Genomic DNA, 17,961 nt, shown 5'->3' on the forward strand with positions numbered 1-17,961 from the left:
GCTTGTCGCCATGCGCATCGCACCGCGATGTTTCGACGACACGGCCCCGGAGAGAAGAACCTGAGCGCGTTGGGTGACCCTCTCCGGGGTTTTTTGTGCCCGGACGGCTCGGGCGACCGGGAACAGCAGGACAAAATGGAGCGATGGCCCGGCACCCTCGCACGCGGCACTCCACATCGGCGAATCCGCCGGCAGTCGCATGCGGACTTGACCCGCCTTCCGCCACTGCGCAAACTCGCGGCCCTCACTCATTCCCAACCCACAAACCCAGCACAGCATCTTTTATGAGCCGGAAAATTCGTTATGGCATGGTCGGCGGCGGACGCGGCGCCTTCATCGGCGCGGTTCACCGCATCGCGGCGGCACTCGACCAGCAGATCGAACTCGTCTGCGGCGCCTTTTCCTCCGATCCGCAGAAGTCCAAAGACAGCGGCGCCGACTTCTTCCTGCCCGCCGAGCGCTGCTACGGCAGCTATGAGGAGATGATCAAGACGGAGGCCGCGCTCCCCGCTGACAAGCGCATGGACTTCATCGCCATCGTCACGCCGAACCACGTCCACTTCCCGCCTGCCAAGATGGCCCTCGAAAACGGCTTCCATGTCCTTAGTGACAAGCCGGCCACCTTTGACCTCGCTGAAGCGAAGGAACTCGGCGAACTCGTGAAGAAGACCGGACTCATCTACGGTCTGACCCACAACTACACCGGCTACCCGCTCGTGAAAGAAGCTCGCGACATGATCAAGGCCGGCAAGCTCGGCAAGATCCGCAAGGTCGTCGCTGAATACCCGCAGGGCTGGCTGGCCACGAAACTTGAAGAGAGCGGCCAGAAGCAGGCTTCCTGGCGCACGGACCCCACGAAGTCCGGTGCCGCCGGTTGCGTGGGCGACATCGGCACGCATGCCGAAAACCTCGCCGAATACATCACCGGGCTGAAGATTTCCGAGCTCGCTGCCGATCTCACGACCTTCGTCGAAGGCCGTCTGCTCGATGACGATGCGAACATCCTCCTCCGCTTCGAAAACGGCGCGAAAGGTGTGCTTCACTGCTCGCAGATCAGCGTTGGCGAGGAGAACAACCTCAACATCCGTGTTTATGGCGAGAAAGGCGGCATCGAATGGCACCAGAAGGAGCCGAACACGATGCTCGTGAAGTGGCTCGACCAGCCGATGCAGGTCTATCGCACCGCGAACGGCTACCTCGGCAAGAACGCCGCTGCCGCCAGCCGCACGCCGCCAGCGCATCCGGAAGGCTATCTCGAAGGCTTCGCCAACATCTACAAGAACTTCGCCGGTGCCATTCGGGCACGTCTCGATGGCCGCACGCCGACGGAAGTCGAAAACGATTTCCCCAAAATCGAGGACGGCATCCGTGGCATGGCCTTCATCGAGTCCGTCGTCGCCTCCAGCAAGGCCAACGCCGCCTGGACGAAGCTCGACGCATGAGGCACGCGTCCCGCTCGTAACTCATCCAAGGCACCGGGGCATGAAAACCTCGGTGCCTTTTTCTTGAAGCCATGTCCATTTCCCTCCGTCCCGCCACGCTCGCTGATCTCGACGCCATCAACGCGATCTACAATCACTACGTCGAGCACAGCACCTGCACCTATCAAACCGTGCCCAGCACCGCGCAGGAGCGGCGTGACTGGTTCGATGCGCATGGGCCCGAGCACCCGGTGATCGTCGCTGAGGAACACGGCATCGTCATCGGCTGGGGCTCGCTCAGCCGCTTTCATCCCCGCCAGGCCTACTGCCACAGCGTCGAGGACTCGGTTTACATCCACCACGAGCATCAGGGCAAGGGCATCGGCACGCTGCTGCTGGGACGGCTCGTCGAATTCGCCAAACAAATCGGCCATCACACCGTTCTCGGCGGCATCGATGCCGAACAGATGGCCAGCATCGCACTCCACGCGAAGTTTGGTTTCGACAAGGTCTCTCATCTCAAGGAAGTCGGCCACAAGCACGGCCGCTGGCTCGATGTGATCTGGATGCAGAAGATGCTGTGATCACGGCCACTCACCCAATCGCATGAGCCACAGCCTGTGGCGAAGCTGGATGGGGTTGTTCATGTCCAGCAGCCATGCCGTTGTGCGCCCGGCGGGCGTCCTGCCGATGATGCGGGGCGGGTGCGTTTCGAAGTTGCTGGTCCACTGGTCGCGGCGGGGGTGAAACAGCACCGTCACCAAGCCGGAGTCAGGATCAAGGCCGGTGAGGTTGGTTCCTTTGCGCCAATTGCAGTCCGGGCAGGCCAGCGCGAGGTTTTCATCGTCATCCGCGCCTCCATGCTGGCGGGCGATGATGTGTTCAACATGGAAACGCAATCCAGAATCCGTCTCCGGGATGCCGCAGTACTCGCAGCGATGGCCCGCACGCTGGCGCACTCGTTCAGTAGTCGCTCGGGTCATCTGTCAGCACGTGTCGAGGTTCAAGCCGCCGCAAGGAGAAGCCGGGCTTCCGCTTTGAGCATCGACAGGACGGAATTCACCTGGACGAGATCCTGTAATTCCGCTTCCTCGTCAGCGGTGAGCGTGCCTTCACGGCGGCCCGAAGCCAGATATTCGTAGCGTTGCTGCGTGTCCTCCTCCACCTTCAATGACACCAGCTCACGCGCCAGTTCCCTGCTCATGCGCTGACTCATGGGCCGCAACAGACGTCCCAACGCGGTTGATTCGGGCGAAATGGTCATGACCTAGTTTGTGCGCCATGCCTCCCTGCCGCAAGCCTAGACTTCCAATCGTAGCGCTGGCGTCAGCTTGGCACTGATTTCCCTGCAGCGGGTTCTTCGCATTGACTTCCGACGGGCAAATCCGCTAGAACCGTCCCCTAGCCAACGTCTTGACGCCATGCAAACGGACCTCGCCACGCTCTCCCGCCGCCGCCTTCTCGGCTCGACGGCAATGGGACTCTCCAGTGTGGCGCTGTCGTCCCTGATGGCCGAGTCACGATCCCATTTTCCCGCGAAGGCGAAGCGTGTGATCTGGCTCTTCATGCACGGCGGCCCCAGCCACGTCGATTTGTTCGACCTGAAGCCCGAACTCATCCGCCACGCGGGCAAACCGCTGCCAGACAGTTACGGTGCCGTCGAAACGCGGCGCAAAGTCGCGCAAAACCCGCTGCTGGCCCCGGTGAAGCGGTTTCGGACGCACGGACAGAGTGGCATCGAAATCAGTGAGTTCCTTCCACACATGGCCGAACTCGCGGATGAAATGTGTGTCATCCGCAGCTGCCACGGTGACAGCGTGAATCATCCGCAGTCGGTCTATCAGATGAACACCGGCTCCATTCAGATGGGAAAGCCGAGCATGGGAAGCTGGGTGGCCTACGGACTCGGTTCCGAAAACGCCGACATGCCCGCGTTCGTCGTGCTGCCCGATCCCGGTGGCGGTTTGAAAGGCGGCCCGCCCGCATGGGGCAGCGGCTTCCTGCCCGCGACCTATCAAGGCACCACGATGCGTGCGGGCGAGAGTCCCATTCTCGATCTCCACGGCCCGCAGAGCATCGTGCGCCAGCGTGCCACGCTCGATCTCATCCAGCAGATGAATGCGCAGCATCAGGCGCGGCACGAAGCCGACAGCGAACTTGATGCCCGCATCCGCGCCTACGAGCTCGCCTTTCGCATGCAAAGCGCCGCTCCGGAAGCCGTGGACATCTCGCGTGAAACCGAGACCACCCAACGCATGTATGGCCTCGATCATCCGCAGACGAAAGAATTCGGCACGCGCTGCCTGCTCGCCCGTCGGATGATCGAGCGCGGCGTGCGTTTTGTGCAGCTTTACTCCGGCGACACGAATGGCTGGGATGCCCATGAGAATGTGATGAAGAATCACAGCGACCTCTGTGCCCGCACCGACAAGCCCGTGGCCGGTTTGATTCGCGATTTGAAGCAACGCGGCCTGCTGGAAGACACGCTCGTCATCTGGGGCGGTGAATTCGGCCGCATGCCGATGAGCGAGAAGGGCGTCGGCCGCGATCACAACCCGTGGGGCTACTCCACCGTGCTGTTTGGCGCGGGCGTGAAACATGGCCACGTTCATGGCGCCACAGATGAGTTCGGCCTGCGTGCCGCCCAGGACAAAGTTCACGTCCACGACCTGCACGCCACGATCCTGCACACCCTTGGGATGGATCACGAACGCCTCACCTTCCGCCTCAACGGCCTCGACCAACGTCTGACCGGTGTGGAAGGTAACGTCGTCAAAGGCATCCTCGCATGAAGAACGCCTGGATCGCTCTGACGCTGCTGCTCGCGATGAATCACGCCCACGGCGTCGCCATTCGCGCCTCCAGCGATCCGGTGAAGGATGAACCGAAGATCACCGAGAAGGACAAGGACCACTGGGCTTTCAAACCGCTCGCGAATGCGGAATTCGAAGCGCGGAATGCGGATTGGCAGAAAGCGATCCGCGAACTCGATGCCCTGGCAAAAACAGAATCAAAAACGGCGGATGCGGCAACTTTGATTCGACGCATCACCTTCGATCTGACCGGCCTGCCGCCCACGCCGGAGGAGATTCGTGCGTTTCAGAATTCCGCACTCCGAAATCCGCATTCCGCATTCGAAGTGCTCGCGGACAAACTGCTCGCCTCTCCTGGTTATGGCGAGCACTGGGCCCAGTGGTGGCTCGATCTGGCACGCTACGCTGACACGGACGGCTTCGAATACGATGCTGAGCGCGGTCGTGCCTGGCAGTATCGCGACTGGGTCATCGATGCGCTGAATCGCGACATGCCGTTCGATGAGTTCGTGCAGAAGCAGATTGCCGGGGATTTGATGGGCGATGAAACAGGCACCGGCTTTCTCTTTTCCGCGCCCGACATGCCGGATCTCAACAATCAAAACGAGCGCCGGCACGTGCTGCTCAACGACATCGCCACCGCCGTCGGTTCCGTGTGTTTCGGCCTCACTGTTGGGTGTGCGCAATGCCACGACCATCCTTACGATCCGATCAGCCAGGCCGACTTCTACCGCCTGCGGGCTTTCTTTGACAACACCGTGCTCCCAAAAGAGCGCAAGCCCCTCGGCCCCTTCGTGCGTGTCTTCACCGAAGGCGTTCCCGCGAGCACCGTGTTCGTGCGCGGCGACTTCAAACGCCCTGGCCCTGAGATTCAGCCCGCTTTTCCCCGTGTGTTCGGCAGCACACCCGCGAATGCCGACCGTCTCGAACTCGCAAAGTGGATCACGAGCAAAGACAACGCGCTTTTCCTGCGGGCGATGGCCAATCGCCTGTGGCAGCAGCATTTCGGCAAGCCGCTTGCGGCTGTTCCCGGCGATCTCGGTCATCAAGGTGAGGCACCGACGAATCCTGCGCTCCTCGACTGGCTCGCTGCCGAGCTGCCACGCCAAAACTGGAGCCTCAAACGCCTTCACAAGGCCATTGTGATGTCGAATTACTACCAGCAGGCCAACGCACCACGCAAACGCCTCACCGGCGAGATGCTGCGCGACACGATGCTCGCGGTCAGCGGACGTTTGAATCCCAAAACCGGCGGCCCCGGCGTAAAACTGCCACTGCCGAAGGAAATCAGCGAGACGTTGATCAAAAAGCAGGCCGAACCGACCGCCGATGTCACCGAACACGACCGGCGCAGCATCTACACCTTCGCACGTCGCAACCTGCGTCAGCCGTTGTTCGAATTGTTCGACCGTCCCGACGCGCAGATCAGTTGCGCCCGCCGCAACACTTCCACCACCGCCCCACAGGCGCTCATGCTTCTGAATTCCGAGTTCGCCCACGACATCGCGGCGAAAATTGCCGCTGATTTGACCGAGAAGCACGGTTCCGACGCCTCCGCACTCATCACGGCCGCCACCTTGCGCTGTTTGTCGCGTGAAGCCAAGAAGCAAGAAATCGACGCGGGGCAAAGATTTCTGCAAAAGCAGACCAAGCTCACTTCCAGCTTCCGCGATGCATTCGCGGATTACTGCCTCGCCTTGCTGAATTCGAACGAGTTCCTCTACATCGACTGAGGGATGGAAAAAAGGCTGCCAACGCCGAAGGCCAGCCATCCAAGAGAGGCGCAAAGGCGTTTCATCGTCCGGATTCATGTCAAAACTTCAACTCAGCACCTTTCCAGACGGTTCCGCCTCGCGAGCTGAGCTGGCAGCATTTTTGAAGCGGCATGATCCGGCTCCAGGGGGGATCGAGTGGGAGCAGCGAATGCGCTTTTGGTGGGATGAAAACCCGGCGGCGGCGGAAAGTGACGAGCGTGGGCGATGGGTGCATGACGAAGGGCGTCTGGTCGGCTTTGGGGGCTCCATTCCCATTCTGTATGCCTGGCAGGGGAAGCCGGTCGTCGCTGTTGCGGCCACCACGCTTTGTGTGGACCCAGATTTTCCACGAGGCGCCGCTCTGATGTTCCTCAAACAACGTGCCGTGGCCGAGCATCACCTGATCACGCACACCACTCCCAATCCGCGTGTGCAGGAGGCGCTGCTCTCCCTGGGAGCCCGTGCAGAGACGACGATCACACGGCACTTTTTCCCTGCCGGGGCGGCTTCGTGGCTGCGCGGACGCGCCTATTGGCCGGCGCTGCCGGCTGACAAGCACCTCGTGACGGGCCCCCAGGAGATTCATTCGCTGAAGCAAGCCTACAGGCACAAGGACCGCCTCGAAAAGTGGATCACCCCGGAGTATCTGCGGTGGTTTTGCTCTTCGCCCATGCGTCCGCATCATTTGGTTGGCGCGGTCGATGCACGCAACACGCTGAGTTCCTATCTGCTGGTGACACCTCGGCGGATCAAAGGCTTGCGGAGCTGGGATGTCATCGAGACGTTCACGACAGAGGAAGACGACACTGAGCTGCTGGCGTTGATCGGAACGCTGGTGAAGGATCCTGCGCTGCTTCCAGGAGGTGCTGCCGTGGTCACAGGCGCTGCGTTTGCCGACGATCCCACTTGGGATGGTGCTCCAGCGATGCTCAGGCGGCGGCAGCAGGTCTGCCATTTCTTTTTGTTGCCCGAACCATTGCGCCACGTGCCCAAACACACTGTCATGGCAGAGGGGGACCTCGGCTTGTGAGAGAAAGGCGAAGGCGCCGGGATTTCTCCCGACGCCTTCATGTGGATCGGCCCTCATAAGCCGGATTCTGTGTCCCCGATGCCTTGCGGCACCTGGCTGTGATCATTTATCTGTCAGGCTGAGCGACCAGCCCGCCCCTGCTCGCGCAGTGGTGCGACTATTACCCGGAGCTATCCGTCCCTTGCGGGACTTGTGGCCAGGCGGGCCGTTTCTCCTGTTCTGTCTTGCACCGCATGAGGTTTGTCGTGCCCCCTTCCTCGCGGTCGGGGCGGTGGGCTCTTACCCCGCCGTTTCACCCTTACCCGTCCTTCGCTCTTGCGAGCTACGGAGGGCGGTTTGTTTTCTGTGACACTGTCTGTGACCGCGGCTTGCACCGCAGCCCCCACGCTTTCACGTGGCATGCTGCCTTGTGGTGTCCGGACTTTCCTCTGGCATCCGCCTTGCGACGAAAACCAGCGATCACTCCGGCCGACCCAGGCTGAGACTAACGAGTGCCGCCCCGAAGGGCAAGACGGGATTGTTTACTCCTCGTTCTTTCCCTTCTTCTTTCGCGGCTCCTCGGGCAGGGGCTGGCCTTTCTGTGCGGCCTCCCATTCGGCGTAGCCTTTGTTTTTGCGGCTGCCGAGATACTTGTAGGTGTCGAAGATGGCTTCGTTGCCAAGCGCCCGCGGATCTTTTTCGTCCTTGAGCATGCCTTCCATCCTGGCGCGCAGTTCCTTCTTTGTGGCGGCGAATTTTGGATCTGAGGCCAGGTTCTTCAGGCATTCCGGGTCCTTCTGGAGATCGTAGAGCTCTTCCTCAGCGCGATAGGCAAATGCGAGTTCATAGAATGGCCCTTTGTTCTCCACGAGGAACGCCTTGGTCGGGCCGTCATCGCAGTTGCGATAGCCGGTCTCTGGATTGCCGGCGGGCCAGCGTTCCGGATGATAGTTGTGGCTGTAAAAGAACTCGGGCGTGCGGATCGCGCGCACGGGATAGCCCCAGTCGTTCGGGCGTCCGATGTCATGCCGTTCCTTGCCTGCGAGCATGGTTTTACGGTCTTCCACAAAGCCGTTCTTGTCGCTCTTCAGGATGTTCACCAGGCTTTTGCCGCTCATCTGCTCATGAACTGGGAGGCCGGCGAGTTCAAGGTACGTGGGCGCGAAGTCACGGACATTGATGAAGTCCTCGACGACTCGGCCCGGCTTGATGCCTTTGCCCCAGCGCATCGCCAGAGGCAGATGATAACCGTCTTCATAAATCTGACCCTTCACACGTGGGAAGGGCATGCCGTGGTCCGAGGTGATGACGACGAGCGTGTCTTCGAGCAGTCCTTCCTTCTTCAACAGATCAAGCGTGCGCCCGATCTGCTGATCGCCCCACTCGACCTCAATCGCATAATCGGCCAGATCACCGCGCACGGTGGGATTGTCAGGAAAATAGCCGGGCACTTTCACGTCTTCGAGTTTCTTGCCCAGACGCACGCCGGAATCGAGCTCATAGCCGCGGTGCGGTTCCTTGAAGCCCATCCAGAAGCAGAAGGGTTTCGTCTGGTCACGCTGGGTCAGGAAGGCTTCGAAATTGCGCGCATAGTCATTCGTGCCGATGCCTTTGGCCGGCGGCTTTTGGGTGAACTCATCGAATGACGGCCCGGCAGGATTGCGTGTGCGGCCTTCCAGTTTGAAATCGCCCGGACCCCAGCCCTTGCCGGTCAATCCGACATTGTAGCCGCTCTTTTCGAGCAGATCGGGATACACGGCGAACTTCGGCGGGAAGATGCCTCCATGACAGACGGCCTCCTCAAGCTGCCAGGAGTTGCGACCCGTGAGGATCGTGGCGCGGCACGGGCTGCACTTCGGATTCGAGGTGAAGGCGTTCTTGAACAGCACGCCTTCCCTGGCCACACGGTCAAAATTCGGGGTCTTCACCCAGTCGCATCCATAAGCACCCGCATGCTGCCAGCCCCAGTCGTCGAAGATGATGAACAGGATGTTGGGACGCGGCGCTTCAGCGGCATGGGAGGTCGGAATCCACGTCAGGGCGAAAAGCAGGGTCAGAAGCAGCTTCATGGGCGCTGAAACGCGCATGAAGGCCAGGCCTATCAATTCGCCGCCGCTTCCTCGACACTCACACAGGTGCAGACGAGATGGCGGTCGCCATAGACGTTGTCGATTCGTGAAACCGGCGGCCAGTACTTGCTCTCCTGCACCCACGGCAGGGGGAATGCGGCCACCTCGCGCGTGTAGGCATGCGGCCAGTCACTTTTGGTGACAGCGGCCGCGGTGTGCGGCGCTTGTTTGAGCGTGTTGTCAGTGGGGTGATACTGGCTGCTCTCCACGCCGATCATCTCGGCATGGATGCACTGCATGGCCTCGCAGAAGCGGTCCAGCTCGGCTTTGCTCTCGCTCTCCGTCGGCTCGATCATCAGCGTGCCCGCCACCGGCCAGCTCATCGTCGGCGCGTGATAACCGAAGTCCATGAGGCGCTTCGCCACGTCTTCGACCGTGACTTTGTGGAAGTGGCTGAAATCGAGGATGCATTCGTGGGCGACGAAGCCCTTGGAGCCTTTGTAGAGCGTGGGGAAGTTCGTCTCGAGCTTCTTCGCGACGTAGTTCGCATTCAGGATCGCGAAGCGGGTGGCATCAACGATGCGCGGACCCATCATCGCGATGTACATCCACGAAATGGTGCAAATGCTGGCGCTGCCCCATGGCGCGGAGCACACGGCGCCTTCATGGCGCTCCTCAGTCCAGGTGTGATGACCGGGCAGATGCGGCCGCAGATGCGCGGCGACTGCGATCGGGCCCACGCCCGGCCCGCCGCCACCGTGCGGGATGCAGAAGGTTTTGTGCAGGTTGAGATGGCAAACGTCCGCGCCGATGCGTCCGGGCGAGGTGAGACCGACCTGGGCGTTCATGTTGGCACCGTCCATGTAAACCTGGCCGCCGTGCTCATGCGTGAGCTGGCAAATCTCGATGATCGACTCCTCAAACACACCGTGGGTGGACGGATAGGTGATCATGAGCGCCGCCACCTTGCCTTTGTGGGCCTCCAGCTTCGTTTTGAGGTCATCGAGGGCCACGTTGCCTTGGTTGTCACAAGCAACGGGCACCACGTTGAAGCCGCACATCACGGCACTGGCTGGATTGGTGCCATGTGCGGAGGTCGGAATGAGGCAAACGTCGCGATGATCCTCCCCGCGTGCGGCGTGGAAGCGTTTGATCGCAAGAAGGCCGGCGTATTCGCCCTGTGAGCCGGCATTTGGCTGCAGAGAGACCGCATCGAAGCCGGTGCACTCAGCGAGCCAGGCCTCCAGATCGCCGAACATCGTGCGGTAGCCCTCGGACTGATCGCGGGGGCAGAAAGGATGCAGTCCGTTCACCTCCGCCCAGCTGAGCGGCATCATTTCCGCCGCCGCGTTCAGCTTCATCGTGCACGAGCCAAGCGGGATCATGCTGCGGTTCAGCGCGATGTCTTTCGACTCCAGGCGATGCAGGTAGCGCATCATCTCTGTCTCGGAGTGGTATGAATTGAAAACCGGATGCGTCAGAAACCCCGAAGCGCGGTGATGCGACGCGGAGCAGTGCAGGTGATGCGCATCATCGAGCACCGGTTTCTGCTGTGCCTTCGAAATGCCAAACGCGGTGAGGAGATTGAGCAACTCCTCCTCGCGCACACGCTCATCAAGCGCGATGCCGACAGTGGTGTCGTCGATTCTGCGCAAGTTGATGCCAAACAGCAGGGCGCGCTTGAGAATGTCGTCGGCGCTGCGAACGCGAATGCTGATCGTGTCGAAAAAGTCATCGCTGAGCACGTCCAGCCCGGCGCGAAGCAGCTCACCCGCCAGCCAGACGGCCGCGCCATGCACACGATGCGCGATCGCCTTCAGTCCCTGCGGGCCATGGTAAACCGCATACATCGACGCCATCACCGCGAGCAGGACCTGGGCGGTGCAGATGTTGCTGGTGGCCTTTTCACGACGGATGTGCTGCTCACGTGTCTGCAAAGAAAGACGATAAGCGGGCTTGCCGGACGCATCTTTGGACACGCCGATCAGTCGTCCTGGCAGACGCCGCTTCAGCGCGTCTTTGACCGCCATGAACGCCGCATGCGGACCTCCGAAGCCAAGAGGCACGCCTAAACGCTGGCTGTTGCCCACGCAGATGTCCGCGCCGAACTCCCCTGGCGGGCGCAAAACGGTGAGCGCGAGCAAGTCTGCGCTCACGACGAGCAAAGCGCCGGCTTCATGAACTTCAGTGGCAAGCTCGGCGTGATCATGAATGACTCCAAGCGTGTCCGGATACTGCACCAGCACGGCGGCGAGGCCTTTGGTGCCATCGTGCCTCCATTTCATCGCGTCACCGACCTCCACGCGGATGCCGAGCGCGTCCATACGCGTGCGCACGACCGCGATGCAATGCGGATGGCATTTGTCGGAGACAAACACCCACGCCGCACCGGGAACTTGAGCCACGGCGAGACCGAGCGCCTCGGCGCAGGCGGTGCCTTCATCGAGCAGCGACGCGTTGGCAACATCCAGCGCCGTCAGATCGCGGATCATCGTCTGGAAATTGATCAGCGCCTCCAGACGCCCCTGAGCGATCTCGGCCTGATAGGGCGTGTAGGCGGTGTACCAGCCCGGATTTTCGAGAATGTTCCGCTGAATCACCGGCGGCGTGAAAGTGTCGTGATATCCGAGTCCAATGAACGAGCGCAAAACCTTGTTCCGGCCCATGATCTGGCGCATGCGGCGCAGCGCCTGCTCCTCGCTGAGCGGCGGCGGCAATGTCAGTCCCTCGCGCACCCGGATGCCCTCAGGCACCACCTTGTCGATCAATTCATCGAGCGTTTTGAAGCCAAGCGTTTGCAGCATGCTCTCCGCCTCGGCGGCGGAAGGGCCAATGTGACGGCGGGAGAAATTCGTGGGCATTCGGGGGCGGGCGTTTCGGGCGGAACGGTAACAAGCCGCGGCCCGGTGTCACTTCCCAAACAGCGCCCAGAATTTTTTCTCCGATGCCTTCTGCTTGCCCTTGGCCTCACGCAGGAACGGCGCGAGCGAGGCGAGGTTCATGATCCAGTGATTGATCAGATTGAAAGGCCGGCGCAGCGGACGCTCGAAATCGACGAAGAGCACCACGCGGTAGCCGTCCGTGTCGTTCCACACCTCGTGGTTGTAGGTGTCGTCAAAAATCACCGCCTTGCCCTCCTGCCAGGCATAGACCTGGTCGGCGATGCGGATGCGGCACATGTGGCGCGGCTCCGGCACCATCAGGCCCAGGTGAAGACGCAAAACGCCGGCCCACGGCCCACGATGATGCGGAATGTGCTTCCTGGGCGAAAGGATCGAGAAGAAACCCGTGGTGCAGCCGGGGATCATTTCGAGCACCTTCATCGTCTCCGGGCAGTGGCGGGCATTTTCCTCGCAATCCATGCCCACGCCTTTGAGAAAGAAAGTCTTCCACTGGTCATCGCCCTGGATCATGCCGACTTCCTTCACGATGTCCTGGAAGCTCGGCATCGCGTCGCGATATTTCATCACCGCATCCAGTTCGGCGCGGACCTTCTGCCAGTTCGCCTCCACCTGTGTCACCCATGGAAAATGCCGCGAGTCATAGATCGGCGGATCACCCTGGATCGAACAGTGGGCCAGCACCGCCTCCACGATGTCCTGGAGCTTGTCGGTCAGGCTTTCGAGCCAGCCTTTGGCCGCGAAGGTGCGGTGGCGGCGGTGGTAGGCACCAATGGGCTTCAGGTCGAAGCCCTCGGGGACAGTGGCGACAGGGGAAGACGCTTCAGATGACATGGTTCAAAGGCAGCCATGAGTAACGAATCCGTCACCTTTTGCAGCCAAAAACAGCACGCCAAATTTGCGCGTCAGCCGATGTGTTTGCGATACGCCTCGGCATTCATCAAGGCGTCTGCCTCGGCCGCGTTCGAAGGCTTGATCTTGAAAATCCAGCCCGCGCCAAACGGATCGCGATTGATCAGGCCGGGATCGGCCGAGAGAGCGTCGTTGGCTTCCACGATCTCGCCAGAAACGGGCGCGTAGATGTCACTGGCGGCTTTCACCGACTCCACCACGCACACCTGCTGCCCGGCGCTGACCTGCGTGCCGATTTTGGGCAGATCGACAAACACGACGTCGGTCAGCTCCGCCTGGGCATGATCCGTGATGCCGACTGGAGCCGGAGTCTGCTGCGGGTCGATCCATTCGTGGGAGTCGCGATAGCGGAGGTTGTCGGGGACGTTGCTCATGAGGGTGACGAGTTAGACGGAAGGCTTGCGATAGAACGGCTTTTTCACCACTTCCGCGGGGAAACGACGGCCACGGATTTCGATCTCGATGGCAGAGCCGGCTGCTGCGGCGCTCAAAGGAAGATAAGCCATGCCGATGCCGCAGCCGAGGCTGGGCGATTGCGTGCCGCTGCACACCTCGCCGACGATTTGATCGCCTTGAGCGACCGGATAATGCGGGCGTGGCGGCGGCGTGGCACCGGTCATGCGGAACGCGGTCAGTTTGTCCGGCAATCCCTCGGCTTTTTGCTTCACCAACGCCTCACGGCCAGTGAAATCGCCTTTGTCGAGATCCACGAAGAAACCAAGTCCGGCCTGCAACGGCGTGCGTGTCTCGGAAAGGTCGTTGCCATTGAGCGGATAGCCCATTTCGAGCCGCAGCGTGTCACGAGCGCCGAGCCCACAGGGCAGCCCGCCAGCAGACTTCACCGCATCCACGATCTTGCGGAACCAGTTTTCGGCGGTTTCGATGGGCATGAAGAACTCAAACCCTTCCTCGCCCGTGTAACCGGTGCCGCAGAGCCACATCGGCCCGCTGTCAGTCATGGTGACCAGGATTGTGTTGTGCGCCGGGAACGAATCGGCGTTGCCAAAAACAGCCACGGCCACTTCGCGTGCTTTCGGCCCCTGGATGGCCAGACCGGCGGTGAAATCGCTCGCGTTGGCCATCATCACGTCATCGTCTTCGGTGAGCTGGGATTCAATGTGCGTCCAATCAGCGTCGATGCGCGAGGCGTTCACCACGAGGAAGAATTCCCGTTCGCTCGTCCGATAGGCGATCAAGTCGTCGATCACGCCGCCCTGTGCGTTCAGCAGCAGCGTGTACTGGCCCTGCCCGGGCGTCAGTTTGGCGATGTTGTTGGTCAAAACGCGGTTCAGAAAGGCTTCCGCGCCCTTTCCGCTCACGATGAACTGGCCCATGTGCGAGATGTCGAACACGCCGACGCTTTGACGCACGGCCTTGTGCTCCTCGACAATGCCGGTGTATTGGACAGGCATGTTCCACCCGGCAAAGGGCACCATGCGCGCGCCCATTCCCACATGCACGGCATGCAGGGGAGTCTGGCGCAGGGTTTCAGTGTCGGACACGGCGCGCGCATCTTGTGAAGCGCGTTCGTTTTGTCAAACCACGCGGCATTTTGAGCAATGACTCGGAAAGCTTGTCGTTTGCAGCCCCCCGCATTCCCTCCATAGTTTTGCGCCACGCCAACCCCCACCATGGCCAACCCCTTTCTTACCCAGGATTTCCACATCCGGTGGTCAACGCTGACCCCTGATCACATCGAAGCCGACATCCGAGCCGCCCTCCAGCAGGCGCAGGCAAATCTGGACGCCCTGATCGACCAGGACCGCGGCAAATTGAGCTTTGAATCCGTTGTGCTCGGCCTCGATGAGACCACCCGCGGCCTGAACGAGGCCTGGGGGCTGGTGACGCACCTTGACTCGCTGTGCAACGCACCCGCCTTGCGCGAGGCGCATAACAAGATGCTGGCGGAAGTGAGCGCGTTCTTCGCCAAAATTCCACTCAACGAGCACCTGTGGGACCTGCTGGTCACCTACAGCAAGACCGACGAGGCGCGGAAGCTCGCCGGGGTGCGCAAGCGTGCGCTCGATGAAGCCATGGAAGGCTTCATCCAGGCGGGAGCCGATCTGCCACCGGAGAAAAAGAAGCGCGTGGAGGAAATCGAGTCGGAGCTGTCCCAGCTCACGCAGAAGTATTCTGAGAACGTGCTCGATTCGACGAACAAGTGGGAGCTGATCATCGAGGACGCGGACAAGCTTCGCGGCCTGCCGCCCTCCGCCATCGATGCTGCGCGCGCCGATGCCGCGGCCAAAGGACTTGGCACGGCTGAGAAGCCGGTGTGGCGTTTCACTTTGAAGGCCCCGTCCATGATCCCGGTCATGGAATACCTCGAAGACGAGGGCATCCGCCGTCAGGTGTGGGAGGGGTCCTGCTCCATCGGCCGCGGTGGCGAGCATGACAACACGGACCTCGTGTGGAAGATCCTCCGCCTGCGCAATGAGAAGGCGAAGATCATGGACAAGGCGAATTTCGCCGACCACGTGCTGGCCCATCGCATGGCAAAGACGGGCCGCAGCGCCCTGCGTTTCATCGAGGACCTGCATTCACGCGTGCGCGAGGCCTTCGAGCGCGAAACGATCGAGCTGCAGGAGTATCGCGCCGACACCGCGCACCAGGCCACGGATCTGTTCCAGCCCTGGGAGGTGGCCTTCTGGGCGGAAAAGCAGCGCAAGGCCAAGTATGACTTCGATGAAGAGGAACTGCGTCCCTACTTCCCGCTCGACAAGGTCTTGAGCGGCATGTTCCAGCTCGCCGAGAAGGTGTTTGATCTGCGCATCACGAGCCGTGAGGTCGTTCATGTCGGACCAGGCCAGGAGGCTCCGGCAAACGTCAGCGCACAGCCAGGGAAACAAGGTCCCGTCGAAGTCTGGCATCCGCAGGTGAAGTTTTTCGAGGTGCGGAACGAGAAGGACGTCCACATCGGCTCCTTCTACGCCGACTGGCATCCGCGTGACTCGAAACGCGGCGGCGCCTGGATGAATTACCTGAAGATGGGGGTGCCACCGAGCGGTGAGCGTGACCGCCGTCTGCATCTGGGCCTGATTTGCGGCAACATGACGCCACCGGTCGATGGGAAGCCGGCACTGCTGACGCACGACGAGGTCTGCACCGTGTTTCATGAGTTCGGCCACCTGCTGCACCAGCTTTGCGGCAATGTGGCGATCCCCGCGCTCAATGGCGTCAGCGTTTACTGGGACTTCGTGGAGCTGCCTTCCCAGCTCATGGAGAACTTCTGCTGGGAGCGTGAGAGCCTGGATCTCTTTGCCCGCCATCATGAAACCGGCGAGGTGATCCCGGCCAGGCTGTTCAAGAAGATGCTCGCCGCGAAGAACTATCGCAGCGCCAGCGACATCATGCGCCAGCTCGCCTTCGGCAAGCTCGACCTCGAACTGCACATGCATCACGCCACGGACGAGGGCGCGGACATCGACAAGCTCGCCCGCAGCCTGTTGAAGGACTACTTGATGCCGCTGAAGACGGAGCAGCCGACCATGGCACGCCGTTTTGGGCATCTGTTCAGCAGTCCCGTCGGCTACGCGGCCGGCTACTACAGCTACAAGTGGGCCGAAGTGCTCGACGCGGACGCCTTCACCCGCTTCCAGAAGGAAGGCGTGCTGAATCCCGCCGTCGGCCGCGAATTCCGCGACACGATCCTCAGCAAAGGCAATTCAGAGGACCCGGCGAAGCTCTTCCAGGACTTCATGGGCCGCGATCCGGACGCCATGGCGTTGCTCGTGCGGGCGGGGCTGGCATGAGTCACTCGTGGCTGTGCACGCGTCCTCGATAAGCGACTGCAAAGAACAGACAGACAGCGGCGGTCAGGGCGGTCTCGCCCCACCAGAAGCGTGGCCAGTTCGTGTGTCCGGCCTTGGTGCAGGCCTCATGCCACCAGCCGCCGCCGAGGTAGCCGCACAGATTGCCCACGCCACCCATCAGCAGGGCCAGCAGGGCCTGGGCACGCACGCGCCACTTCGGGTCGATGCGCTCCTCCAGGTAGATCTGGGTGGTGATGAAGTAGAGCGTGAAGGCGAAGCCATGCAGCACCGTGCCAACCATCACCCAACCGGTGGTGGCGAAGGCATTGAAGGAATAGCGCACCACGCAGATCGCGATGCCGGAGAGGAACACCCACTTCAGCCTCACGCGGGCCAGAACGCCGGCCAGCAGCAGCATGACGACGACCTCTGTCGTCTGCCCCAGTGACAACACGGCCGAAATGTTTTTCACCCCGAGGTCATGCAGATGCCGGGACGTGTAGGGATAAAACGCTGCCAGCGGAATGCAGTACAGGGCCGCTGTGATGAAAACGACGCGATGATCGCGATGTTTGAGCAATTCTAGCGCGTCCAGGCCCAGGATCTGGCGCCAGGTCCGATGCCGGAGGACCTCCCCGGGCGGAATCGAAGGCAGACGCCAGGTCAGGGTCATCACCACCAGCCACAGGCCGGCCGCCGTCACGCCGCCGAGCAGGGACGCGTCTGCCTGCAATACGAAACTGATGATCCAGCATCCGACCATCCACCCGCCGGTGGCCCAGGCCCGCAGCGGGCCGAACTGGCGTTTCGGGTCGTAGAGCTGGGAAAAAACGATGCTGCTGGCCACGCTCCACACGGGGGTGGCCACGAGCGCCTGCACCTGTGCGCAGATCAGAACCGCCGCGTCGCTCCAGCCCCACCACAGCGAAGCACAGGTCAGGAGCAGGGCCGCGCTGGTGGCCGCTGTCAGCCAGCGGAGCAGCAGCACGGGCGAATGTCTCTGATCCGCCATCGCTCCGACGAACAACGGCGAGATGAACGCGGCCACGGCCGTCGTGGAAAACACCCAGGGCACCAGATGGCCGCGACCGTGCGCGGTGAAGACATTGGCCAGCGGCACGCTCCACATGCCCATGGGCATCGCCGTGCAGAAAAACATCGTCGCAAGCGTGCGGCGGCTGGCTTTGGCGTCCGGGGTGGATTCGGGCATTGTTGGGGTGTCTTGGAATAAGCGAGACTGCGGGAAACTCCAATCGGCAGGAATGAAAAAAGCGCTCCTTGCGCCCCCGCCGTGCCTTTCCATCTTCCGCGACCTTTCGCCCAACCCACCC

Annotated in this window: 14 protein-coding genes and 1 other RNA gene; 6 read left to right on the top strand and 9 right to left on the bottom strand. The window is 61.5% G+C overall.

Annotation, left to right across the window (positions count from 1 at the left end):
* The first annotated feature begins 284 nt into the window (after positions 1-284).
* Positions 285-1,442 carry a Gfo/Idh/MocA family oxidoreductase gene (locus tag IAE77_RS20765; protein WP_294230939.1) on the top strand — a complete coding sequence of 386 codons (1,158 nt, stop codon included), beginning with the start codon at positions 285-287 and terminating at the stop codon, positions 1,440-1,442.
* Between the two features lie 71 nt (positions 1,443-1,513).
* Positions 1,514-2,005: a GNAT family N-acetyltransferase gene (locus IAE77_RS20770; RefSeq protein WP_294230941.1), complete on the top strand. Its 492-nt coding sequence runs from the start codon at positions 1,514-1,516 to the stop codon at positions 2,003-2,005.
* Here IAE77_RS20770 and IAE77_RS20775 read toward each other — a convergent pair whose 3' ends face one another.
* Together IAE77_RS20775 and IAE77_RS20780 are read right to left on the bottom strand one after the other, a co-directional pair.
* Positions 2,006-2,404 (bottom strand): HNH endonuclease, encoded by a 399-nt coding sequence (locus IAE77_RS20775; protein WP_294230943.1) that lies wholly within the window; start codon positions 2,402-2,404, stop codon positions 2,006-2,008.
* Between the two features lie 20 nt (positions 2,405-2,424).
* Complete coding sequence (locus tag IAE77_RS20780; RefSeq protein WP_294230945.1) at positions 2,425-2,685, bottom strand: hypothetical protein; 261 nt, start codon at positions 2,683-2,685, stop codon at positions 2,425-2,427.
* Between the two features lie 157 nt (positions 2,686-2,842).
* Between IAE77_RS20780 and IAE77_RS20785 the strand changes: the two genes are divergently transcribed.
* The 3 genes from IAE77_RS20785 to IAE77_RS20795 all read left to right on the top strand — a co-directional run bounded on the left by IAE77_RS20785 (position 2,843) and on the right by IAE77_RS20795 (position 7,018).
* Entirely contained in the window at positions 2,843-4,213 is a 1,371-nt protein-coding gene (locus IAE77_RS20785; protein ID WP_294230947.1) for a DUF1501 domain-containing protein, read from the top strand.
* Positions 4,210-5,967 (top strand): DUF1549 and DUF1553 domain-containing protein, encoded by a 1,758-nt coding sequence (locus tag IAE77_RS20790; RefSeq protein ID WP_294230949.1) that lies wholly within the window; start codon positions 4,210-4,212, stop codon positions 5,965-5,967. The genes IAE77_RS20785 and IAE77_RS20790 overlap by 4 nt, the downstream gene beginning before the upstream one ends.
* A gap of 76 nt (positions 5,968-6,043) precedes the next feature.
* A complete protein-coding gene (locus IAE77_RS20795) occupies positions 6,044-7,018 on the top strand; it encodes a hypothetical protein (protein ID WP_294230951.1) in 975 nt (324 codons plus the stop codon).
* A 38-nt stretch (positions 7,019-7,056) separates the two neighbouring features.
* Here the strand turns inward: IAE77_RS20795 and rnpB are convergent.
* The 6 genes from rnpB to gcvT all read right to left on the bottom strand — a co-directional run bounded on the left by rnpB (position 7,057) and on the right by gcvT (position 14,380).
* Positions 7,057-7,494: RNase P RNA component class A (gene rnpB, locus IAE77_RS20800), an RNA gene on the bottom strand.
* A gap of 45 nt (positions 7,495-7,539) precedes the next feature.
* A complete protein-coding gene (locus IAE77_RS20805; RefSeq protein ID WP_294230953.1) occupies positions 7,540-9,066 on the bottom strand; it encodes a sulfatase in 1,527 nt (508 codons plus the stop codon).
* Between the two features lie 32 nt (positions 9,067-9,098).
* Positions 9,099-11,927, bottom strand: a complete 2,829-nt coding sequence (gene gcvP, locus IAE77_RS20810) for an aminomethyl-transferring glycine dehydrogenase (protein ID WP_294230955.1) — start codon at positions 11,925-11,927, stop codon at positions 9,099-9,101.
* A 48-nt stretch (positions 11,928-11,975) separates the two neighbouring features.
* Positions 11,976-12,800, bottom strand: a complete 825-nt coding sequence (locus tag IAE77_RS20815) for an aspartyl/asparaginyl beta-hydroxylase domain-containing protein (RefSeq protein WP_294230957.1) — start codon at positions 12,798-12,800, stop codon at positions 11,976-11,978.
* Positions 12,801-12,871: 71 nt separating this feature from the next.
* Positions 12,872-13,252 carry a glycine cleavage system protein GcvH gene (gene gcvH / locus IAE77_RS20820; protein WP_294230959.1) on the bottom strand — a complete coding sequence of 127 codons (381 nt, stop codon included), beginning with the start codon at positions 13,250-13,252 and terminating at the stop codon, positions 12,872-12,874.
* Positions 13,253-13,264: 12 nt separating this feature from the next.
* Positions 13,265-14,380 carry a glycine cleavage system aminomethyltransferase GcvT gene (gene gcvT, locus IAE77_RS20825; RefSeq protein WP_294230961.1) on the bottom strand — a complete coding sequence of 372 codons (1,116 nt, stop codon included), beginning with the start codon at positions 14,378-14,380 and terminating at the stop codon, positions 13,265-13,267.
* A gap of 129 nt (positions 14,381-14,509) precedes the next feature.
* Between gcvT and IAE77_RS20830 the strand changes: the two genes are divergently transcribed.
* Complete coding sequence (locus IAE77_RS20830; RefSeq protein ID WP_294230963.1) at positions 14,510-16,630, top strand: M3 family metallopeptidase; 2,121 nt, start codon at positions 14,510-14,512, stop codon at positions 16,628-16,630.
* Between the two features lies 1 nt (position 16,631).
* Here IAE77_RS20830 and IAE77_RS20835 read toward each other — a convergent pair whose 3' ends face one another.
* Positions 16,632-17,840 carry an MFS transporter gene (locus IAE77_RS20835; RefSeq protein ID WP_294230965.1) on the bottom strand — a complete coding sequence of 403 codons (1,209 nt, stop codon included), beginning with the start codon at positions 17,838-17,840 and terminating at the stop codon, positions 16,632-16,634.
* Positions 17,841-17,961 lie beyond the last annotated feature (121 nt).

Origin of the sequence: Prosthecobacter sp. (assembly GCF_014879935.1) — a bacterium.
Classification (GTDB): Bacteria; Verrucomicrobiota; Verrucomicrobiia; order Verrucomicrobiales; family Verrucomicrobiaceae; genus Prosthecobacter.